The organism is Aeromonas sp. Y318-3, from assembly GCF_027706185.1.
Classification (GTDB): Bacteria; Pseudomonadota; Gammaproteobacteria; order Enterobacterales; family Aeromonadaceae; genus Aeromonas; species Aeromonas veronii.
The window spans coordinates 14,306-36,043 of sequence record NZ_JAPDCN010000016.1; the positions used below are offsets into that span (position 1 = coordinate 14,306).

23 protein-coding genes are annotated in these 21,738 nt (G+C 60.7%); 4 read left to right on the top strand and 19 right to left on the bottom strand.

All coding sequences use genetic code 11. The features are described 5' to 3' along the window. Positions 1-74 precede the first annotated feature (74 nt). The gene (locus OKB77_RS18880) at positions 75-1,028 is read left to right on the top strand and encodes a LysR family transcriptional regulator (RefSeq protein WP_123172417.1); all 954 of its coding nucleotides are present in this window, start codon (positions 75-77) and stop codon (positions 1,026-1,028) included. A gap of 491 nt (positions 1,029-1,519) precedes the next feature. Next, complete coding sequence (locus OKB77_RS18885) at positions 1,520-1,864, top strand: endonuclease domain-containing protein (RefSeq protein ID WP_064341393.1); 345 nt, start codon at positions 1,520-1,522, stop codon at positions 1,862-1,864. Between the two features lie 62 nt (positions 1,865-1,926). Here the strand turns inward: OKB77_RS18885 and OKB77_RS18890 are convergent, their stop codons facing one another. After that, positions 1,927-2,493, bottom strand: coding sequence for a TetR/AcrR family transcriptional regulator (locus tag OKB77_RS18890; RefSeq protein WP_005335495.1), 567 nt, complete (start codon positions 2,491-2,493; stop codon positions 1,927-1,929). A 199-nt stretch (positions 2,494-2,692) separates the two neighbouring features. Here OKB77_RS18890 and OKB77_RS18895 point away from each other — a divergent pair, with 199 nt between their 5' ends. Next, entirely contained in the window at positions 2,693-3,730 is a 1,038-nt protein-coding gene (locus OKB77_RS18895; RefSeq protein ID WP_064341391.1) for an alkene reductase, read from the top strand. A gap of 99 nt (positions 3,731-3,829) precedes the next feature. Here OKB77_RS18895 and rpoS read toward each other — a convergent pair whose 3' ends face one another. From rpoS to putP, 10 genes are all read right to left on the bottom strand, one after another. Next, positions 3,830-4,813: an RNA polymerase sigma factor RpoS gene (gene rpoS, locus OKB77_RS18900; protein WP_005362773.1), complete on the bottom strand. Its 984-nt coding sequence runs from the start codon at positions 4,811-4,813 to the stop codon at positions 3,830-3,832. 45 nt (positions 4,814-4,858) lie between these two features. After that, positions 4,859-5,929, bottom strand: a complete 1,071-nt coding sequence (locus OKB77_RS18905) for a LysM peptidoglycan-binding domain-containing protein (protein ID WP_042081491.1) — start codon at positions 5,927-5,929, stop codon at positions 4,859-4,861. A 9-nt stretch (positions 5,930-5,938) separates the two neighbouring features. Further along, a complete protein-coding gene (locus OKB77_RS18910; protein WP_005354505.1) occupies positions 5,939-6,520 on the bottom strand; it encodes a YqaA family protein in 582 nt (193 codons plus the stop codon). Next, positions 6,517-7,134: a protein-L-isoaspartate(D-aspartate) O-methyltransferase gene (locus tag OKB77_RS18915; protein ID WP_033138377.1), complete on the bottom strand. Its 618-nt coding sequence runs from the start codon at positions 7,132-7,134 to the stop codon at positions 6,517-6,519. The genes OKB77_RS18910 and OKB77_RS18915 overlap by 4 nt, the downstream gene beginning before the upstream one ends. Positions 7,135-7,141: 7 nt before the next feature. After that, on the bottom strand, positions 7,142-7,903 hold the full coding sequence (gene surE / locus OKB77_RS18920) for a 5'/3'-nucleotidase SurE (protein WP_040068372.1): 762 nt from the start codon (positions 7,901-7,903) through the stop codon (positions 7,142-7,144). Further along, on the bottom strand, positions 7,884-8,942 hold the full coding sequence (truD, locus tag OKB77_RS18925) for a tRNA pseudouridine(13) synthase TruD (protein WP_123172415.1): 1,059 nt from the start codon (positions 8,940-8,942) through the stop codon (positions 7,884-7,886). The genes surE and truD overlap by 20 nt, the downstream gene beginning before the upstream one ends. Next, entirely contained in the window at positions 8,942-9,418 is a 477-nt protein-coding gene (ispF, locus tag OKB77_RS18930; RefSeq protein ID WP_123172414.1) for a 2-C-methyl-D-erythritol 2,4-cyclodiphosphate synthase, read from the bottom strand. The genes truD and ispF overlap by 1 nt, the downstream gene beginning before the upstream one ends. Positions 9,419-9,564: 146 nt before the next feature. Then, the gene (gene ispD, locus OKB77_RS18935; protein WP_270818138.1) at positions 9,565-10,257 is read right to left on the bottom strand and encodes a 2-C-methyl-D-erythritol 4-phosphate cytidylyltransferase; all 693 of its coding nucleotides are present in this window, start codon (positions 10,255-10,257) and stop codon (positions 9,565-9,567) included. Further along, positions 10,250-10,567, bottom strand: coding sequence for a cell division protein FtsB (ftsB, locus tag OKB77_RS18940; RefSeq protein ID WP_005335520.1), 318 nt, complete (start codon positions 10,565-10,567; stop codon positions 10,250-10,252). The genes ispD and ftsB overlap by 8 nt, the downstream gene beginning before the upstream one ends. Before the next feature lie 208 nt (positions 10,568-10,775). Next, the gene (gene putP, locus OKB77_RS18945) at positions 10,776-12,293 is read right to left on the bottom strand and encodes a sodium/proline symporter PutP (protein WP_005354514.1); all 1,518 of its coding nucleotides are present in this window, start codon (positions 12,291-12,293) and stop codon (positions 10,776-10,778) included. A 326-nt stretch (positions 12,294-12,619) separates the two neighbouring features. Here putP and OKB77_RS18950 point away from each other — a divergent pair, with 326 nt between their 5' ends. After that, entirely contained in the window at positions 12,620-13,513 is an 894-nt protein-coding gene (locus OKB77_RS18950; RefSeq protein ID WP_019446170.1) for a VirK/YbjX family protein, read from the top strand. A 69-nt stretch (positions 13,514-13,582) separates the two neighbouring features. Here OKB77_RS18950 and OKB77_RS18955 read toward each other — a convergent pair whose 3' ends face one another. From OKB77_RS18955 to OKB77_RS18990, 8 genes are all read right to left on the bottom strand, one after another. Continuing rightward, on the bottom strand, positions 13,583-14,509 hold the full coding sequence (locus OKB77_RS18955) for a L,D-transpeptidase family protein (protein WP_005354531.1): 927 nt from the start codon (positions 14,507-14,509) through the stop codon (positions 13,583-13,585). Positions 14,510-14,696: 187 nt separating this feature from the next. After that, positions 14,697-15,938: a mechanosensitive ion channel family protein gene (locus tag OKB77_RS18960; RefSeq protein WP_108613604.1), complete on the bottom strand. Its 1,242-nt coding sequence runs from the start codon at positions 15,936-15,938 to the stop codon at positions 14,697-14,699. Between the two features lie 143 nt (positions 15,939-16,081). Beyond that, positions 16,082-17,281: an acetate kinase gene (locus tag OKB77_RS18965; protein WP_245098362.1), complete on the bottom strand. Its 1,200-nt coding sequence runs from the start codon at positions 17,279-17,281 to the stop codon at positions 16,082-16,084. Positions 17,282-17,502: 221 nt separating this feature from the next. Beyond that, positions 17,503-17,973: a YhcH/YjgK/YiaL family protein gene (locus OKB77_RS18970; protein ID WP_270818140.1), complete on the bottom strand. Its 471-nt coding sequence runs from the start codon at positions 17,971-17,973 to the stop codon at positions 17,503-17,505. Between the two features lie 314 nt (positions 17,974-18,287). Further along, the gene (locus OKB77_RS18975) at positions 18,288-19,394 is read right to left on the bottom strand and encodes a 1-acyl-sn-glycerol-3-phosphate acyltransferase (RefSeq protein ID WP_042084524.1); all 1,107 of its coding nucleotides are present in this window, start codon (positions 19,392-19,394) and stop codon (positions 18,288-18,290) included. A gap of 130 nt (positions 19,395-19,524) precedes the next feature. Next, positions 19,525-20,223 carry an aspartate/glutamate racemase family protein gene (locus OKB77_RS18980; protein WP_270818141.1) on the bottom strand — a complete coding sequence of 233 codons (699 nt, stop codon included), beginning with the start codon at positions 20,221-20,223 and terminating at the stop codon, positions 19,525-19,527. Between the two features lie 126 nt (positions 20,224-20,349). After that, positions 20,350-20,940 carry a LysE family translocator gene (locus OKB77_RS18985; protein WP_064335516.1) on the bottom strand — a complete coding sequence of 197 codons (591 nt, stop codon included), beginning with the start codon at positions 20,938-20,940 and terminating at the stop codon, positions 20,350-20,352. A 125-nt stretch (positions 20,941-21,065) separates the two neighbouring features. Beyond that, complete coding sequence (locus tag OKB77_RS18990; protein ID WP_042052350.1) at positions 21,066-21,662, bottom strand: LysE family translocator; 597 nt, start codon at positions 21,660-21,662, stop codon at positions 21,066-21,068. Positions 21,663-21,738: the final 76 nt, after the last annotated feature.

The window sequence follows — 21,738 nt, forward strand, 5'->3', positions numbered from 1 at the left end:
GAGTAAGACGTTGCGCCCCCATCCATCAAATGAATAGGATGGATTGTCCCATAAACACGGCGAATAATCCCCCCATGAAACTGCACCAGCTCGACCTCAATCTGCTGCTCGCGTTTGACGCCCTGATGACGCAGGGCAGCGTCACCCGCGCCGCCGAAGCGCTCTTTATCAGCCAGCCCGCCATGAGCCACTCCCTTAACCGGCTGCGCACCTTTCTCGGCGACCCGCTCCTGGTGCGCACCCCGCAGGGGATGCTGCCGACCCCGCGCGCCCAGCGGTTGCATCTCGGAGTGCAGCAGGCGCTGCGGCTGCTGGAGCAGCAGCTCACCGAGGAAGAGGAGTTCGAGCCGAGCCAGTCGAAGCGGCGCTTCGTGCTCTGCACCACAGATTACGTGGAGTGTGTGCTGATCCCGCCGCTTATTCAGCGGCTCAGGCGGCTGGCGCCCGGGGTCACCATCGAGATCCGCATCCTGCGCGACACCCTGCCCGAAGCCGAGCTGGCGAGCGGCGAGATCGATCTGGTGCTGGGCTTTGACGAGTACATGCAGGTGCCGGGGTATCTGGGCAAAGAGACCTGGCTCACCGAGCCGCTGGCCGGGCTGGTACGCGCCGATCTGCCGATTGCCAAATCGGCCCGCGCCGGCGCCGAGGATGACCCTTCCCAGTGGCAAGAGCGCATCACCTTGCCGCAGCTCATCGCCATGCCCCATGTGTTCCACTCGCCGCTTGGTACCTCGGAGGCAAGCCTCGACCGCTATCTGAAGAGTCAGGGCTTTAGCCGCACCATCTCGGTCAACAGTCAGAGCTATATGTCCGCCGCCGCCATCGTCAGTCAGAGCGATCACCTCTTGGTGCTGCCCAGCATGGTGGCCGAGCTGCTCGCCACCCACTGGCCGCTGAAAAGCCTGCCGCTGCCCGAAGACGTGCCGGATTACCACTTAAACTGCGTCTGGCACCCCGTGCACGCGCAGCAACCGGCGCTGGTATGGCTGAAAGATTTGATGAAAGAGCTGGTGGGGCCGAGGTGAGGCCGCAGCGTCTGGCATACCCCATCGGCGCATACGCAACAACCGGCGCAGGTGTGGCTCAAGGATTTGATGAAGGAGCTTGTTGGCCGACCATGATGCCCAAACCGAACCTCGATCAATTCCCTCTCCCTCTGGGAGAGGGTTAGGGTGAGGGCGGCGCCTTCCCCCTCATCCCCAACCCTTCTCCCGCAAGGGGAGAAGGGAGCAGTTACGCTACCACTTGCAGCATCGCTGACAACCATTCAGCCAGTCTGCCAGCTAGGCGACTCCCAATACATTCGAAAAGTTATCGCCATCTGCTATCACCCAATCCAGCTTCCCCTGCTCGAATCCGGCAATGAACACAGTGATGATCAGCCCAATCCCAACCACAACTCGATCTTTTCCCTCTCCCATTGGGAGAGGGCTAGGGTGAGGGGACGCAATACCCAACCGGTAAACAGATGGGAAGCTGGCTATATCTATAAGGCGATACAGAGTGGGAGCAAGTAATGGAGAGCAACCGTGTTGCCAAGCGACTGAGACGAGATGCCACACAGGCAGAGCAGAAACTGTGGCAACAGTTGCGCAATCGCCGTCTGGCGGGGCTGAAATTTCGCCGCCAAATGCCCATCGGCCCCTATGTGGTGGACTTCATCTGCCTTGAACAGGGATTGATCATCGAAGTGGATGGTTCGCAACATGGAACACTAGCGAACCAGATGCATGATGAGGCTCGGACAGCCTATCTCAATCAGCAGGGATTTCGGGTGATACGAGTGTGGAATAACGATGTACTGGGCAGGCTCAACTCCGCGCTGGATTTTATCCTGCTCTCATTACACCAATCCGATTGACCCCTTCTCCTCAATTCAAAAAGCAAAAACGGAGAAGGGGACACCCAATCCACTGACTATTTTTACGCCCGCAGGGCCCGCATCAGCTGGGCGACTACGTCGTCGAGCAGGGGGCGATCGGGGCGGCACTGGGCGAAGGTGACCAGCCCTTGCAGGTTGATCAGCAGCAGGGCAGTGAGGGTGTGGATATTGCTATCCGGAGCCAGTTCACCCTTGGCCTGCGCCTGCGTCAGCAACTCGGCCAGATCCTGCTCCAGCTCGCCATAGATCCCCTTGACCCGCTGGGTCAGCTCCTCATCCTGCTCGCTCAGCTCCATCATGGTGCGAGTCACCAGACAGGAGCCGCAGAGCGCCTCCCCTACAATCCGGTCGAGATAGGCCGCAAGGCCCGCCAGCGGGCTCGGGTTGTCGAGCAGGGAGCGGCGCAGGGTGCGTTTACCCTCGACATAGTGATCCACCGCCGCCAGCAGCAGGCCGCGCTTGTTGCCAAAGGCGCCGTAAATACTGCCCGGGTGCAGGCCGGTGGCAGCCACCAGCTCCTGCATGGTGGTCTTGGCATATCCCTTGGCGCGAAACGCTTCCATGGCATTTCGCAGTACCTCGTCGCGATCAAACTCGGCTATGCGCATGGTTCCTCCCGTGGGAAATGGTTCACCGGCAAGGGGCAACAGGGCCCGCCGATAAAGAGTGGCTGGAAAGGGCGGCAAGTTTACCCCAGCCGCCCGCTCGGGCCAACCTTCTTGAACGCGCATTCAAAAAAAGCTTGCGCCCGACGCAAAAAACGTCTTGAATGCACGTTCAAGAATAACCCGTTCAGGACAACCTATCATGAATACCCTGTTTCAGCCGTATCGACTCAATGACACTCTGACCCTGGCCAACCGTTTCATGATGGCCCCGCTCACCCGCTGCATGGCAGGCCCAGGTCTGGTGCCGACCGAGCAGATGGCTGCCTATTACGGCCGCCGCGCCGACATCGGCCTGATTGTTTCCGAGGCCGTCATCATCCGCCCCGATGCGCAGGGCTACCCCAATACCCCGGGCCTCTTCACCCAGGCGCAGATCGATGGCTGGAAGAAAGTCACCAGCGCCGTGCACGCCAAGGGCGGCAAGATCTTCGCCCAGCTGTGGCACGTCGGTCGCCTCTCCCACCCCTTCTTCCATCAGGCTGAAGTGTTGGCCCCCTCTGCCGTGGCGCACGAGGGCACCGTGCCCCGCATGCGCGAGCTCACCTATCAGGTGCCGCGCGCCTTGACCGAGGCGGAAATCGCCCAGCTGGTGCTGGATTACGCCCAAGCCGGTGCCAACGCCATCGAGGCGGGCTTTGACGGGGTGGAGATCCACGGCGCCAATGGCTACCTGATCGACCAGTTCCTGCACCACTCCACCAACCTGCGCACCGACAACTACGGTGGCAGCCCGGAAAAGATGAGCCGCTTCGCGCTGGAAGTGGTCGATGCCATCAGCGCCCGTATCGGTGGTGATCGGGTAGGTATTCGCCTCTCACCGGGTGCCTATGTCCATCTGGCGGGCAGCCCGGAAGATCGCGCCGTGTTCGACTACCTGCTGGGCAAGCTCAACGATCGCCCGCTGGCCTATATCCACCTCGGCATCTTCGATGACAACCTCACCTTCGATTATCTGGGTGGCCGCGCCTCCGACTATCTGCGCGCCCACTACAAGGGCAATCTGGTCGGAGTGGGCAACTACGACGCCGAGCGCGCCGCAGCAGCCATCGAGGCCAACCGCTTCGATCTGGTGGCTATCGGTCGTCCGCTTATCGCCAACCCGGACTATCTCGCCAAAGTGAAAAATGGCGAAGCGCTGGTGCCCTACGCCGACACCATGCTGGCTGAGCTGGTATAACCACGAAGCCATCGCCAGACGACAGGCAATAAAAAACGAGGGGAGCTGTTGCTCCCCTCGTGCTATCTGGCTGATGCCGCATTCCGTTGGTGCGGATGCTTAATTGGTACGAAATAGCGCCTCGATGGAAAGCCCCTGACTCAGCAGGATCTCCCGCAGACGGCGCAGCCCCTCCACCTGGATCTGGCGTACCCGCTCGCGGGTCAGGCCAATCTCGGCCCCCACATCCTCGAGGGTAGCGGGCTCGTAGCCCAGCAGACCGAAACGACGGGCCAGCACTTCCCGCTGCTTGGGGTTGAGTTCCTCCAGCCAGTGCACAATGCTGCTGCGCATATCATCTTCCTGTGACTCCAGCTCAGGCCCCATGCCGCGCTCGTCGGAGAGCACATCCAGCAGCGCCTTGTCGCGATCGCCACCAATGGGGGTGTCCACCGAGGTGATCTTCTCGTTGAGCTTGAGCATGCGATTCACATCGTCCACCGAACGATCCAGCGCGAAGGCGATATCCTCGGCGGTCGGCTCGTGATCGAGACGGTGAGAGAGTTCGCGCGCGGTGCGCAGGTAAACGTTTAACTCTTTGACCACGTGAATGGGCAGACGGATGGTGCGGGTCTGGTTCATGATGGCCCGCTCGATGGTCTGGCGGATCCACCAGGTCGCATAGGTAGAGAAACGGAAGCCGCGCTCGGGGTCAAACTTCTCGACCGCGCGGATAAGACCGAGGTTGCCCTCTTCGATGAGATCCAGCAGCACCAGGCCACGGTTGTTGTAACGGCGGGCGATTTTCACCACCAGTCGCAGGTTGGACTCGATCATGCGCTTGCGGGCGGCTTTGTCACCCCGCAAGGCACGACGGGCGTAGTAGACTTCCTCTTCGGCAGTGAGCAGCGGGGAGAAACCTATCTCCCCCAGATAGAGCTGCGTGGCATCCATCACCTTGTTCAGCTCAGGTGCCAGCAACTCATCGGAGATAATATCTTCCGCCTCGGCGGCTACCTCCTGCAACTCTTCTACTTCATGAGATTCGGGTTCAGCGTCAAACTCTAACTCTGCATCCTGCATTACCAGTTGTTCTTGGCTCATGGCGTGTCTCCCTGACGTTACCAGAGTAAGACGGTCTCTCTGGGGTTAACGCTTTGGCAAATAGCTCATCGGATTGATCGACTTGCCTCTGTACCGGATCTCGAAATGCAATCGCACATCCGGCGCGTCCGTGCTACCCATGTTGGCAATGACCGAGCCCCCCTTGACGCTGTCCCCTTCCTTCACCCGCAACTCGTCGTTGTGTGCGTAAGCGGAGAGATAGTCATCATCATGCTTGAGGATAATCAGCTTGCCGTACCCCCTTAAAGCACTGCCAGCGTATACCACTTTACCGCTGCTGGCGGCGTAGACGGGTTGCCCCTTCTGGCCGGCTATGTCGATCCCCTTGTTACCCTGTTCTGCAACAGAGAACCCCTCGACAATCCGGCCTTTTGCGGGCCAGTGCCAAGCAAGTCTCGACTGGGAGTTGTTTATTTTTTGTTCTTTGGACTGAGCGTATTCCTTCGGTGCTGCCGGAGCAACGGATTTCTGAGAGATGAACGGCGTGGTCTGACCAGATCCACTCGGCTCGGCCAACGGACGCGGACCGCTGCTCGGACGGCTCACGGCCACCGGCGTTACGGTTGCCGGACGAGTCGCAGCCACCATCTGGGTCGAACCGCCGCCTGCGGTCTGGACATTGAGCACCTGACCCGGTTGCAGCGCATAGGGGGCACTCAGGTTGTTGCTCTGGGCCAGCGCCTGCGGCGTCATGCCGAACTGGCGGCCGATGCTGCTCAGGGTATCGCCGCGGCGCACCTCATAGGTACCGGCACTGCGGCTGCTGCCAACACTGGCGCTGGAACCATCGAGCCGCAGTCGCTGCCCCGGATAGATGTTGTAGGGCGGGCTGATATTGTTGAGGCTGGCCAGCGACGGCACGTCGTTGCCGGAGTTGAAGGCGATGGAGTAGAGGGTATCGCCCCGCTTCACCACATAGCTGCCGCCCTGAATGGGGGCGCTGACCTGGGCACCGCTTTGGCGAGCCGGAATGGTCGAGACAAACTGCCCCTCATCAACACCATCTACCGGAGCTGCATTTTTACTGGAGGAGCAGGCAAGCAGCAGCCATGACAACACCACGACACTGCTTCCTTGCCAAATACGCGAACGCATAATGGATCCTTAACGACTAAACCAGAAATAGGCCACCACGGCCAGACCAATACAGAGCCAACCGAGCACATCTACGTAGTGCATCAGTTTGCGTTCCATCTTCTCGCCACCCCAACGCATCAGGCCCGCAACCAGGAAAAAGCGCATGCCACGACCGATGAGGGAGGTGATGATGAAGGGCAGCAGAGCCATTTGCAACAACCCTGCCGTCACGGTAAACACCTTGTAGGGGATAGGGGTGAAGCTGGCAATGAAAATGACCCAGATCCCCCACTGCTCAAACCAGTTGCGAGCAATCTCGATCTTGTCCTGATAGCCCACAGACTCCACCAGTGGCAGCACGACCGGATCCCACAGGGCATAGCCAAGGGCATAGCCAAACAGGGCGCCCAGCACAGAGAAGACGGTAGCCAGCGTAGCGTAGTGCCACGCCTTGTGGGGCTTGGCGAGCGCCATCGGTGCCAGCATCACGTCCACCGGGATCGGCCAGAATACCGACTCGATGAAAGCGGTGATGGAGAGATACCAGGGGGCATGCTTGTGGCGAGCCCACTGCATCACCAGAACGTACAAACGGGAAAACAACTTCACTCAACATCTCCGTCAATCAGGGGAACAAAACGTACCGGCTCCAGAATACGGCTGGTCAGCTGGGATCCGGATCGTTCGATCAGCTGCAGGGTCTGCTGGCTGTCACCCACGGGCAACACCAGTCGGCCCCCTTCGGCCAGCTGATCGGTCAGTGCCGTCGGGATCTCGCTCGCCGCGGCCGTCACCAGAATGGCATCATAAGGCCCCTTGTTGGGCCACCCCAGCCAGCCGTTGCCGTGCTTGGCCGAGACATTGTGCAAATCGAGCTGGCGCAGTCGGCGTCTGGCCTGGAACTGCAGCGACTTGATCCGTTCCACGGTATACACATGCTCCACCAGATGGGCGAGGATCGCCGTCTGGTAGCCCGAGCCAGTGCCAATCTCCAGCACATGGGCCGGATCATTTTGCATCAGCAACTCGGTCATTCGCGCCACCATATAGGGCTGCGAAATGGTCTGGCCGTGGCCAATGGGCAGGGCGGTGTTGTCCCACGCCTTGTGCGCCATGGCCTCGTCCACGAACAGCTGGCGCGGCACTTTCGCGATGGTCGCCAGCACGCGAAAATCGCGAATATCCTGCGCAATGAGCTGATTTAACAGGCGCTGTACTATCACACCACCCTCATCCCTGCAGATCTAACCAGGCCCCCAGACCGGCGAGACTGTCGTAGGCAGTCATATCGATGGTCAGGGGGGTAATCGAGACATAGCCCTGCTCGATGGCAGCAAAATCGGTACCGTCACCGGCATCCTGCTGGCTACCGGGGGGGCCGATCCAGTAGATGGGCTGGCCACGGGGATCCTCGGTGCAGATCACCGACTCCGCCCGGTGGCGATTGCCAAGGCGGGTGGTCTTGATCCCCTTGATCTGCTCGAGGGGCAAGTCCGGCACGTTGACGTTGAGGATCTGATCGGCAGGCAGGGGGTGTTTCATCAGCCCCTTCACCAGCAGGGCCGCATAGTGGGCCGCCGTGGCGAAGTGGGTCTTGCCCACCAGCGAGATGGCGATGGAGGGGTAGCCAAGATGGCGCCCCTCGGTGGCCGCGGCGACTGTGCCCGAATAGATGACATCATCCCCCAGGTTAGCGCCGTGGTTGATGCCGGCCACCACCATGTCGGGTTCAGGGCGCACCAGCTCGTTGACCGCCAGATGCACGCAGTCGGTCGGCGTGCCCTTCACCGCATAGCTCTCGCACCCATTAAAGCCGTTTTCTGCAATGCGGGTAACCCGCAGCGGTACTTCCAGCGTCAGGGAGTGACTCGCGCCGCTGCGGTTACGATCCGGCGCCACCACAATGACCTCGCCGCAGGCGCGCAGCGCCTCGCTGAGGGCACGAATCCCCTCGGCATGCACACCATCATCATTACTGACCAGAATTCGCATCGGTCTGATTCCTGAAACCGTGATCGGCCTCTTCGGCCTGCATTAACTCGCGCACCACGCTGGTGGCAAACGCGCCCGCCGGCAGGAAGAAGGAGAGGGTCAGCGCCTCGCCGTCCAGCTGCCAGCTCATCTGCTCCGGCTTGAGCAGCAGGGGGCGGCGGTCCTGATCCAACCCAGCCTTCTCCAGCCCGTCACACCAATCGCTGTAAGGGGCCAGCACGCCCTGTTCGAACTCGGCAGCGGCGCCCTGACTGGCCAAACGGCCACGGCCCCACTGGGGCGCGGTAAGCTGCACGTCGCCGGAGGCAAGACGCGCTTCCAGCTCGGGGGTCACGCTCTCTTCGCTGAAGATGGAGTTGCTGCCCTTGAGCATCACGCAATCACCGGCCAGCAGCTGATGAGCCAGCCCCTGCTCGATACGGGCGCTGACAATGGCGTTGAACAGCATGCTGCGGGCGGCAGAGAGGTAGAGGGAACGCTTGTTGCGATCCTTGATCCGCTTGCCGGCAAACATCGCCTTGGCCGCTTCCAGGTTGTTGCCTTCACGGCCGAAACGCTGCTCGCCATAGTAGTTGGGTACGCCCTGCCCAGCGATAGCTTGCAGGCGCGCCTCCAGCCCGTCGGCCTGTTCCAGACCGGTGAGACGCAGGGTGAAGTGGTTGCCCTTGAGGTAGCCAACCCGCAATTTGCGGTTGTGACGCCTGGCTTGCAGGATCTGGATGCTGTCGCTCTCGATAACCGACAAGTCCGGTTCGGCCTTGCCCGGCAGGTGAATGCCGAACCACTGCTCGGTCACCGCGTGGCGATCCTTCAGGCCCGCCCAAGTCACCGCATTGCGGTTGACCCCGGCAGCATCGGCCAGCAGACCCGCCACCCAGGCGGTGTTCTCGCCGGTTTTGCGCACCCGGACGAAGATGTGCTCCCCTTCCCCGCAAGGCTCAAACCCGAGATCTTCATTGACCACGAAATCGGCGGCCTCGGCCTTGAGGATACCGCGGGCGGTGGGCGCCCCGTGCAGATAGGCAAGTTGTTCCAGCATTATTGTTTCACCAGTAGGACGACGGCTTCGGTGGCGATCCCTTCCTTGCGCCCCGTAAACCCAAGCTGTTCGGTGGTGGTCGCCTTGACGTTCACCCGGTTCAAATCACATTGCAGATCGGCGGCCAGCACAGCGCATATGGCGTCGATATGGGGCGCCATTTTGGGGGCTTGGGCGATGATGGTCACATCCAAGTTGCCGATGGCATACCCCGCCTTCTGTACCCGGGCAAAGACATCCCGCAGCAGGATGCGACTGTCGATCCCCTTGAACTTGGCAGCGGTATCGGGGAAGTGGCGACCGATGTCACCGGCACCGATGGCCCCCAGCAGGGCATCGCTCACCGCGTGCAGCACCACATCGCCGTCAGAGTGGGCAACCAGCCCCTGCTCGTAGGGAACCGGCACGCCACCCAGCATGCAGGGGCCAACACCACCAAATTTATGAACATCAAAACCATGACCAATGCGCATCATCAGCGGCAACCTCCCAACATGCTGAAACCAACCCCATCAATTTTGTGTACGTCCACACCATGTCCAATCCGGATCATGCTAACTCCTTGTTCGGGCCTGTTTGTTCGAGACACTCAGCTCTGAACGGTCTGTTCTGACTGAGGGGCTTATGCCTGCTGGCTTAAAAACAGCCCCGCCAGCGACAAATCTTCCGGCCGGGTCACTTTGATATTGTCGGCGCGCCCCTCTACCATCCGCACCGTGAATCCGGCCCGCTCCATGGCGGAGGCCTCGTCGGTGATGGTGGCGCCCAGCAGCAGCCCCTCTTCCAGCGCCCGCTTCAGGGTACGGGTCGGGAACATCTGCGGCGTCAGGGCATGCCAGAGCTGCTCGCGCTCGACGGTGGCGATGATATTGCCCTCCCCATCGGAGCGTTTCATGGTATCGCGCACCCGACTGCCGAGAATGGCGCCGCCACAGCCCATGGCCGCGACAATCAGCGCATCGAGATCGCCGTGAGTCAGGCAGGGACGGGCCGCATCGTGCACCAGCACCCACTCCCCTTGCGCCACATGGAGACCATTGAGGACGGAAAAGGCGCGCTCGGCGCCTCCCTCTACCCGCACAATTCGCGGGTCGGCCGCCACGGGCAGGGCCTCGAACCAGCGGTCATGGGGCGCAAGCGCCACGATCACCTGGGCGATGGCCGGGTGGGAGAGCAGCCGCTCCAGGGTATGTTCGAGAATGGTTTTACCCGCCAGTTGCAGGTACTGCTTGGGGCAATTGGCCCCCATCCGGCTGCCGATACCGGCGGCAGGGACGATCGCCGTCAGGCCGGATACTCGGCTGGCATCAGTCATCGTAGGGCTCATCGTCCGGCGCTGTCTCTTTGTCTTTCTCTTTGGGGATGATCCGGTAGAAGGTCTCCCCCTGCTTGATGTAACCCAGATCGTTGCGCGACAACTCCTCGATGGCCTCGAGGCCAGAGGTGAGATCATCTATCTCGCGGTAAATGAGGTCGTTACGATCCTTGAGAGTCTGGTTGTCCCGCTGTTGCTGCGAGATGGCCTCCGACAGGTTCTGATAATCGGATAGCCCGTTCTTCCCCAGCCAGAGGTCATATTGCAGTCCCCCCAGCAGGAGGATAAGGATCAGGGTGAATAGCCGCATGCACTAGGTCTCCTTCAGGCGGCCTAGTGTCCCATATTCGGTGCCAAGACAAAAGAAAGCGAGCACCCGGGAGCCACCGGCCGAACATAAAAAAGTGCCCAAGAGTGAATCAGATAGCACAAAGCCCCGCCAAACCGGTGCAAGGATGGCCAACCAGGGCGCTCCTTGTCCGGGGGCGGGGCTCTCAATCAGAAAGCGGTAAGGGGGATCAGTTCACCGCGACCGGCTCTCCCGCGCTCTCGGCCGGAGTGTTGTACTCCTCCTCGGCATCGCGGAAACGCTCCAGCATCGCTTTAGAGGGCGCTTCGCCCAGCAGACTGCCCACTACGATGGCCAGCAGCGCAAACAGGAAGCCCGGAATGATCTCATACAGCCCCAGCCAGCCGAATTGCTTCCAGACGATGACGGTGATGGCACCGACCAGCATGCCCGCCAGCGCGCCGTTGCGGGTCATCCGCGGCCACAGCACCGAGAGCAGCACCACGGGGCCAAAGGCGGCACCGAAACCGGCCCAGGCGTAGCTCACCAGCCCCAGCACCCGGTTTTCCGGATTCATGGCGACGGCGATGGCAATCACCGCGATCAGCAGCACCATCAGGCGACCCACCCACACCAGCTCACGCTGGGAGGCGTTCTTGCGCAGGAAGGGTTTGTAGAGATCCTCGGTGATGGCGCTGGAGCAGACCAGTAATTGACAACTTAGAGTGCTCATCACCGCCGCCAGAATGGCGGAGAGCAGCACACCGGCGATCCAGGGGTTGAACAGGATCTTGGAGAGCTCGATAAAGACCCGCTCCGGGTTGCCGGTCACTCCAGCCGCCACTTCCGGGAAGCGGGCGAAGTAGGCCAGCCCGAAGAAGCCGATGGCCACCGCGCCTGCGAGGCAGAACACCATCCAGGTCATGCTGATACGGCGGGCATTGGCCATGGAGTGGTGGGAGTCCGCCGCCATGAAGCGGGCCAGAATGTGGGGCTGACCGAAGTAACCAAGGCCCCAAGCCATCAGCGAGACAATGGCGATCACATCCAGATTCTTGAACATGTCGAGGTTGGTGGCGCTCTTGGCGGCCACTTCGATCATGGCGCTGTCCACCCCGCCGACGGCGATGATGACGAAGACCGGGGTCAGGATCAGGGCGAAGATCATCAGGGTCGCCTGTACCGTATCGGTCCAGCTCACCGCGAGGAAGCCGCCGAAGAAGGTGTAGGTGATAGTGGCGGCGGCACCGACCCAGAGGGCGGTGTTGTAATCCATGCCGAAGGTGCTCTCGAACAGACGGGCACCGGCCACCACGCCGGAGGCGCAATAGATGGTGAAGAAGAGCAGGATCACCAGCGCCGAGAGGATGCGCAGTACCTTGCTGTGATCTTCAAAGCGATAGGTGAAATAGTCCGGCAGGGTCAGGGCATTGCGGTTCTTCTCGGTATGTACCCGCAGGCGACCCGCTACCCAGCGCCAGTTGAGGTAGGCACCGATCACCAGACCGATGGCGATCCAGCTCTCGGAAATGCCGCTGACGAAGACAGCGCCGGGCAGGCCCATCAGCAGCCAGCCGCTCATGTCGGAGGCGCCGGCGGAGAGAGCTGTAACCCAGCTCCCCATCCGGCGGCCGCCCAGAATGTAGTCATCAAAGTTGCGGGTGGCGCGATAGGCGACGAAGCCGATCAACACCATTCCGAGGATATACACCAGGAAGGTGATTAACATGGGTGTGCTAGCTGTCATGCAAAACTCCGTTTTGTGTCATTTTCTGCCCGCTCTGGTGACGGGCTCATCCCTAAAAAACCGGCCTAGCTTAATCAGCCGTTCGCGCCAGCTCAACCACTTTTAACAAACACAAAACACAATAAAAACCTTTACGCATCAAATCATCTGCCGCATCAAGAGGATGGCGCCAGATTTCCTGCCGTGGCCGTGGCAGCCATATCGCCGCAACGGCGGCTATTGAGCGTTATGTTTTCACATTTTGTTACTATCCATTTTTTTACAAGCCAGCGCCCCGCTCCTACACTCCCCGCCCTGTCTCATCACACCAGTCAGAGGTCGGCACCATGTCATCTCATCTGTCACACCTGCGAACCCTCGCCCGCCGCCTTCACCCGGTGGAGGAGTCGGGTCATCTCATCCGACGGGCCAAGTATGTGGGGCGTCTCTGGCTCAATCCCGGCGCCCGCGCCCTCTATCGCCAGCAGCAGGAGCAACCGCTGCTGGCGCAGGCGATCAGCCGCTTCCCCGATATTCTGGAAAAGCCGATCCACCCCTATCGCCACAAGGGGCTCCGCAAGCGCCTGCGAGCCGGGCTTATCAGCGGCCACTACCAGCAGCTGGCACGTCAGCTGCCCAAGGCGCAACAACTGGCAATCTACAGCGGGCGCGGCCTGCTGCTGGCCCAGTGGCAGAGCGACAAGCTGACGGCACCGCTGACCCTGCAACTGGATTACCAAACCCACATGGGCAAAGAGGGAGAGATGAGCCTGACCCTCAAGCTGGGTGACGCGGCCCTCTATTACATGGCCCTCAATCTGCGCCCCGCGCCGAACCCGACCCTCGAGATCTGCTCGCTGCAGGGCGGCAAGGGGCAGAGCGAGGAGATCAAGCTGGTCACCAAGGCGTGCGGCGGGCTGCGCCCCATGTCCCTGCTGGTCTATATGGCCGCCGAGCTGGCCCGGGGGCTGGCGTGCAAGAGCCTGCTCGGGATCCGCACCCAAAGCCACGTCTATCAGAGCAGCAAGCGCACTGCCGATCGGGTCAAGTTCGACCTCGATGGCTTATGGCAGGAGCATCAGGGCTGCGTGCAGGATGAACTCTGGATGAGCCTGCCGCTGGAGGTGCCCCGCAAGACGCTGGAGGAGATCCCCTCCCGCAAGCGGGCCAGCTACAAGGCGCGCTATCAGCTGCTCGATCAGCTCGGCAGCGAGCTGCAGGCAAATCTGCTGCGAAGCTGAATCAGCGCAGCAGAAACAAAAAGGGCGAACAGCATGCTGTTCGCCCTTTGTCATGACGGGGATTTGCCGTTAGCGGTTGATCGCCATCGGCATGCCGTTGCGCTGCTCCAGCGCCTGCTTCACCAGTTGGGAATCGCTGTCGGCGTGGGCAATGAAGCGGGTCACCGCCGGGGTCATCGGCAGCGGTGCCGGCAGCTTGGAGTTGAACTCCTCTTCGCTGCGCGACAGCGGCTGATGCACTTCCAGATAGCGGACGCCGTTGGGCTCGAGAGAGGCCTTGATCGGCTGGTTGACGAACTGGACGCGAGTACCGACCGGTACCTGCTTGAACAGGTAGGCGATGTCGTCGTTGCGCAGACGCACGCAACCGTGGCTCACCCGCAGGCCGATACCGAAGTTGGCGTTGGTGCCGTGGATGGCGTACATCTTGCCGATGTAGAGGGCAAACAGACCCATGGGGTTGTCCGGGCCGGCCGGCCATACCGCAGGCAGGCTCTCGCCACGGGCGGCATATTCGGCATGCATCTTGGCGGTCGGGGTCCAGGTCGGGCCCGCTTTCTTGCGCTGCACGCTGGTCACCCAGTTTTCCGGGGTGTCGGTGCCGAGCTGGCCGATACCGATGGGCAGCACTTCCACCACTTTTTTACCCTTGGGGTAGTAGTAGAGGCGCATCTCGGCCACGTTCAGCACGATCCCTTCACGGGGTGCATCCGGCAGGATCAGTTGCTGGGGGATCACCAGCTTCTCGCCGGTCTGTACCAGCAGGGGATCCGCATCGGGGTTGGCTTCGGTCATGTTGGTGAGCCCCAGCTGGAATTTGGCCGCAATGGCCTCCAGCGGCTGGCCGTTCTCTTCGGCCGGAACCACGTATTCCAGATTTTCCCCTACCAGACGGCTGTTGGCCGCAGGCAGAGCATATTCAACAGCGAAAACCGGCGCAGCGGTCAGCAGCAGGCTGTAGCAGAGTGTTGCCACACTATTGCGAAGGAGCTTCATAACTTTCCCATGATGATGACTTGAAGTGACGTCTCTGGGCTGGCAGCTGATCAAGAGGGGATCAGGGGCGCGAAGAGAAGGCCGCCATTTTTCTCCTCTGCACGGCAAATTTCAACTGACAAGTGGCGACGGGTCGATGATTAATATGCGGTTTTTTCCGCGTCCCCGACCCGCCCGGTTTCCCTGTTTATCCCCGTTGCCAGGCACGCATGTCGTAACCTGTGGGAGATTGATGCAACCGCAGATGAAATTGCTCAATGATGGCGAAGATATGGTCGAAAATATCGGCCTGGATCCCTTCGTAATCGGCCCATGCGGTAGTCGCGGTAAAGCAGTAAATTTCCAGCGGCAAACCGTCTGACGTAGGTGCCAGCTGGCGCACCATCAGGGTCATGTCCTTGCGAATGCCGGGGTGGGCACGCAGGTAGGCATCCAGATAGGCACGCAGGGTGCCGAGGTTGGTGAGGTGACGACCGTTGATGGGACAGCTCAGGGCATCGCTCAGCTGCTGATTGTAGGCACTCAGCTCCTGCTCCTTGCGGCTCAGATAGGGAGCCAGCAGCTGCGCCTGCTTGAGCTGCAACTGCTCATCGGCCGTCAGAAAACGCACGCTGGTCATGTCGATATTGACGCTGCGCTTGATGCGGCGGCCACCGGACTCGGTCATCCCCTGCCAGTTCTTGAAAGAGTCGGAGATCAGGGCATAGGTGGGAATGGTGGTGATGGTCTTGTCCCAGTTCGATACCTTGACCGTGGTAAGCCCGATGTCGGTCACCTCGCCATCGGCGCCGTACTTGTCCATCTGCAGCCAGTCACCGACGCTCAGCATCCGGTTGGCGGAGAGCTGGATCCCCGCCACCAGCCCGAGGATGGGGTCCTTGAACACCAGCATCAGCACTGCGGTCATGGCACCCAGACCGCTGAACAGGAACAGCGGCGACTTGCCGAGCAGCAGGGCGATCATCAGGATGCCCACCAGAATGCTGCCTACCAGCTTGGCCCCCTGGAAGATGCCGCGCAGGGGCAAGTCCCGGCCAAGGCGGGTGTAACGGCTCACCGACAACAGGCAGTCGAGCAGGGCAAAGAAGGCCAGCAGCAGGAACAGCAAAATCCAGAGCTGGGCTACCATCTCGATAAGCTTGAGGCTGTCCGATTGGCGGGGCAGCCAGATCTCCGCCTGACCGAGCAGCACGGCCCCCTGCAGCACGAAGGCGAGCCGGTTGAAGAGGCGCTGTTGCAGCTGGGGCGGCAGCCATACCTGCTTGGCCTTGCCGAGGATCCCCACCAGCCGGACCAGCAACACCCGGTGCAGCGCCATGTGCAGTAGCAACGAGGTGATGACGATAAAACCCAGCGCGATCACCAGCGCCATCAGGTTGGTCACTTCCACCCCAAGGCCAGACAACCAGTTAAAAAACGCCTCTTTCATTGCTCTCTCCCGAACCGGGCAGCCCGCTGGCTGCAAAAACAGTGGTGGTCAGGGTACCGCTCCCCTCCCCCATGTCAAATCGGTGAACGCCAGAAATGACAACGCCCGGCACAGGCCGGGCGTTGTTTCAAAGCGAGGCTGACTTAGCAGACCAGGCTCAGGGCATCGCGAGCGATGACCAGCTCTTCGTTGGTCGGGATCACCATGGCGCAACGGCTGTCGGCGGTGGTGATGCGACCTTCGCCACCCAGTACTGCGGCGTTGTTGGCCTCTTTGTCCACCTTGAAGCCGAACAGGGCGAGACGGTTCAGCACCATCTCGCGCACCATGGCGGCGTTCTCACCGATACCGCCGGTAAAGACCACGGCGTCCAGACGACCGTCCATCGCAGCGGCGTAGGCGCCGACATACTTGGCCACACGGTAGGTGAAGACATCCAGCGCACGCTTGGCACCGGCGTCGGTGGCGTAGTTGGTGGTGACGTAGCGGCAGTCGCTGCTCGCTTCGGTCATCCCCAGCAGACCGGACTCACGGGTCAGGGTGTGGTTGATCTGCTCCACGCTGTAACCGAGCTGGTCGTGCATGAAGAAGACCACGGCCGGATCGATATCACCGGAGCGGGTACCCATCGCCAGACCTTCCAGCGGAGTCAGACCCATGGAGGTGTCAACGGATTCGCCGTTCTTGATGGCGCAGACAGAGGCACCGTTACCCAGGTGGCAGTTGATGATGTTCAGTTCATTCAACGGCTTGCCTAGCTCTTTTGCGGCTTCTTCCGCGATGTAGCGGTGAGAAGTACCGTGGGCACCGTAACGACGGATGCCGTGTTCGCGGTAGAGCTTGTGCGGCAGCGCATAGAGGTAGGCCTCTTGCGGCAGGGTCTGGTGGAACGCGGTGTCGAAGACGGCCACGTTCTTCTCGGACAGCTGCGGGAACACTTTCAGCGCGGCGCGAATACCGATGAGGTGGGCCGGGTTGTGCAGCGGGGCGAACGGAATGGCGGCTTCGATACCGGCGATCACGCCGTCATCGATACGCACGGAGCGGGAGAACTGCTCGCCACCGTGTACGATTCGGTGACCGATGGCCACCAGTTGCTCGGCAAGAGTCGGATCCTGCGGCAGGATGTGACCCACGATATAGTCGAGGGCCTCCTGGTGAGCGGCACCCGCTCCCAGCATGGCTTCGCCCTTGACCCCGTGGAGTTTCCATTTGATACGTGCATCATCCAGATTGAAGCATTCGGCCAGGCCGGACAGCATGTCCTCACCTGTTTCGGCGTCCATTACGGCAAATTTCAGGGAAGAGCTACCGCAGTTAAGGATCAATACCAACTTGCTCATTTTCTACATCTTCCTGTGCTTCGGCTTTATGCCGACAGTGTCGTGTCATCCAAAAGAGGATGGGATTCCCCTGCCGGGGGCTTATGGTCGCAGGAGGGTGCGTCCAATTTTTCAATTCTTGCTCTTGAAAGAGTCATCGCAACTTGTGGTGCGTATCACTCGTTTCAATGCTTGCGAGTCTCAACGCATCAGCTGCGCAGGGCTCGCCTCAATGGGAATGCTCAGGCGATAGCCAGCAGATCCTTGTGTACCTTGACCACCAGCTTCTTCACCTTGGCGGGCTGGTTGAAGGTACAGAGCGGGCGGTGCAGCTCGCCCGGCAAGAAGATGGCGAAATCACCCGGTTGCAGCGCCAGGTAGCTGGTCTGCTCGTCATCGACAAACCAGAGGTCGGGATGGGGATGATCGGCGCCGTCGCTCACGTAGTCGTGGGGGCCCACACCTATCCACTCTTCACCGCGCAGCAGCAACTGGATATCGAGATACTGCTGATGGAATTCGCCACGGCGATCCGCGGCTGGCTCGGTCAGATCCTCGCTCACCAGACAGAACAGGTTGAGGCCATCGATCTCGGTCTTGCCGAGCGGAGCGTCACCCCAGTGCGCCACGCTCTTCACCACCTCGGCCATGATGCGGGCCAGCGGGGCGGGCAGCGGCGTCCGCTGCAGGGTGTTCAGGCTACCGGTGATCATGGCGTCTCTTTCCTGTTAGGTATATCTGGGCGGCATCTTTGCCAGCCAATGAAAAAGGACCTGTGACAGGTCCTTCAATAATACCGTCTGCAATCCGTGCAAACCGGTTTAGAGCTTTTGCTCATGTTCAGCTATATGGGCACTGTTACACACTCGTCAGCACCTTGCCAAGAGACATAATCCCATTTTCATAGTGATCGTACCAGCTGAAACCATATTATTCACCACCCTTTCCCCCTCGACTTTGACCAGACGCAAAAACGGGCGCATCAGCGCCCATTTTTTTCGCAAAACCGTTTAACAACCGGTTTCATTCAAGCCTTTTGGGCATTTTCCACCGGTTTGGCGTACATGGCACGCCAGATCGCCTTGTGCTCTTCCGGCACCTCTGACTGACGGGTCAGGAAGGCCGCCTGCTCGATGGTATTGGCCTTGCCGGAGACATCTGCCGCCAGATAGTTGCTGGGGAAGAGGTGGTAGCTACTCCAGATCGCCTTGTCGATCAGCGCGGCCAGTTCGTCCGGATCGCTGAAGCCCTCGGTGATCGGCGCGCCGAAGGAGACATGTACCCGCCCCTTCATGCCGACGATACCGGCGACGATACTCTCGATATCCTCGAACTCGCCCTTCTCGTAGCTGCCGTTGACCGACTTCTCGTAGAGCTCGCGCGCCTTCGCCTTGTCGGTAGGGTCCAGCTCGTAGCTGATGCTGACCGGCACGATATTGAGGCTGCGCATGTAGTCGACGAAGTCGATCTTCTGCTTCTTGCCGTCGACGTAGAACATCTTGAGGATGGCCGGATCTGTCTTGTCATCGCCATTCTTGGCGCGCCCTTCCTTCTGGGCAATCCAGATGGAGTGACCTTCGTGAACCGAGTTGCCAATATAGGCAGACAGCTCGCCGAGCGCCTTCATCATCTCCCGCGGCCCCTTGGCGGAGCGTTTGACGATAAAGCTCTTGTTGAGCTTCATCAGCTCGGTAGCGCAGGGTTTGCGCAGCAGGTTGTCACCGATGGCGATGCGCACGGTATCGAAACCGTGGGTGTGTAGCCCCCAGTTAACGAACGCCGGGTCCATGGCGATGTCTCTGTGGTTGGAGACAAACAGATAGCCCTGCTCTTTCTTAAGATGCTCGATCCCGGAGAAGGTCACCCCCTTGGTGGAGGTGGCGATCATGCGGGACATATACCGGGTAACCCCCATCTGGACCTGATGCACTGTGGTCACTTTTGACCATTTGCGGCGCAGGAACAGGCGGATCATCGGGCGGATGGCCCAACCCAGCCAGCTCATCAGGGAACCGAAACGATACTTGGCGATGGCGCCGATAAATTCATCATCCTGGATCAGCCGTTCGATGGCTGCCGGCACTTCTTCATCGCGGTAGGGGCGAATATCCGCGAATCTATCTACTTCAGTCACAATGTCAGCCTTGCATGCTAGGAAACCGCAGCCAACCCGCGTTGGCCGGGGAAAATTCAGGGCGCAATTTTACACGCTTTTATGGCAAGGGGTATGAGACAAGCATGAATAGTGAGATCTGACCAGTTTATTAATCGGATGCCAGTGCCAGCGCGACCGCCGCTTCGGCATGGATGGCAGTGGTGTCGTAGAGCGGCACTGCCGCCCGGGCATCGCCCACCAGCAGGGCAATCTCGGTACAGCCGAGGATCACCGCCTCGGCACCCGCGGCCGCCAGTTCCTCGATAATGGCCAGATACTCGGCCCGCGACGATGCACGGATCTCCCCCAGACAGAGCTCGTCATAGATGATCCTGTGTACCCGCTCCCGCCCGGCCTCATCGGGTACCAGCACCGCCAACCCGAAGCGCTCCTGCAAGCGCCCCTTGTAAAAATCCTGCTCCATGGTGAAGCGGGTGCCGAGCAGGCCGACTCGGGTTATCCCGTCCGCCCGCAATTTGGCCGCGGTGGCATCGGCAATATGGAGCAGCGGGATATCGATGGCCGCCTCAATCTCGGGGGCCACCTTGTGCATGGTGTTGGTGCCGATCAGCAAGAAATCGGCGCCGCCATTCTGCAACTTGCGCGCCTCCGCCGCCAGCAGGCGGGCAGTGGCGGGCCAGTCACCGGCATGCTGCAACCGCTCGATACCGGCAAAGTCGACGCTATTGAGCAGCACCCGCGCCGAGTGCAAACCGCCAAGCTGCGCCCGCACCCCGCGATTGAGCGCCTGATAGTAACTGACGGTGGACTCCCAGCTCATGCCACCCAGCAGACCGATACATTTCATATGAACTCCTTTCATCCCAAGGGAGGGCAGAACCACGCCACCTTGCAGGCAAGGCCATGCGGACGAGATAAAAAAGGCCCCGCAGGGCCAACAAGACAGCCGGTAAAGGCCCGGGTCAACCCCGGACTAAATCCAGATCATCCCGACACAGGCGGCCGTCGCCAGCCCCATGCCAAGATTGAAACGCCGCCAGCCCCGGGCGGTGCGAATGATTTGCCGCACCTGGGCACCAAAAAGCACCCAGAACGCCCCGGTATAGAGGCCGGTAATAAAGAAGGTCACCAACACCCAGAGCGCAGAGGGCCAGTAAGCCTCCCCCGCCAGGGTGAAACCGCTGATGGCGGAGAGCGCCATCATCCATGCCTTGGGATTGAGCAGTTGCAGCATGGCCCCCTGATGAGCGGGAATAAGCGGCCGGTTTCCCTCGGCCGGGCCACTGGCCGTCGCCACCTTCCACGCCAGCCAGAGCAGATAGGCCGAGCCGATAAGCTTGAGGCCATCGTGCAGCAGCGGCACCTTCTCGAACACCACACCAAGCCCCAGCGCGGTAGCGAGGATCATCAGATTGATCCCCCCCACTACCCCCACCAGCAGGGGAATCGTGCGGCGAAAACCCTGCGCCGCCCCGGCGCTGGTGAGCAACATATTGTTGGGCCCAGGCGTGCCGCAGGTAACCAGGGCAAACCCCGCCAGGGGCAGTAACCAGTTCAGATCCATCTCAACCTCTTGTCGATGCAACGCGCCCGTTATGGGGAAAGCCTTCTAATATGCAGAGCTAACCCCGCGGCGACAAGTCAGAAATGCCTCTTTCTCGGCCACCTCCCCCATCAGCGCAGCACGGCTCAATACCAGAGCATCACCACGCAGAGCGCCGTCAGCAGACCGAGGGAGCCGTTGAGCCGCCGCCAGCCCCGATCCGAGCTGATCCAGTTGCTCAGCTGATGGCCGAACAGTACCCAGACAAAGCAGACCGGCAGGGCCACCAGCGCAAACATGACCATCACCGCCAGCTGACTCGACCAGTAACTGGCGCCGGGCAGGCTGAACAGACTGATGGCGGAGATCCCCATCATCCACGCCTTGGGATTGAGGAACTGAAAGCCCAGCCCCTCCAGCATGGTTAGCGGACGGGCGCTCCGGGCAGGATCCCCCGGCGCCCCGGCCACCGCGATACGCCACGCCAGCCACAGCAGATAGAGGCTGCCGAAGATCTGCAAACCGAGCCGTAGCAGGGGCCAGCGTTCGAACAGCGGATAAAGCCCCAGCGCCAGAACCAGTTGCAACACCGGCTGCCCCAGCCCCACCCCGAGCAGATGTGGCAGAGTGCGACGCACCCCGAAGTTGGCGCCGGAGGCCGTCAGCATCAGGTTGTTGGGCCCCGGCGTACCGCAGGTGAGTACGGCAAAACCGAACAGGGTGACATACCACTCCATCGTCATATTGTGACTCCTTGCTTGCCACATTGTATCGATACAATGTGTGCTATTTGGTTGTTATCAGGTTGAAATTCACGCT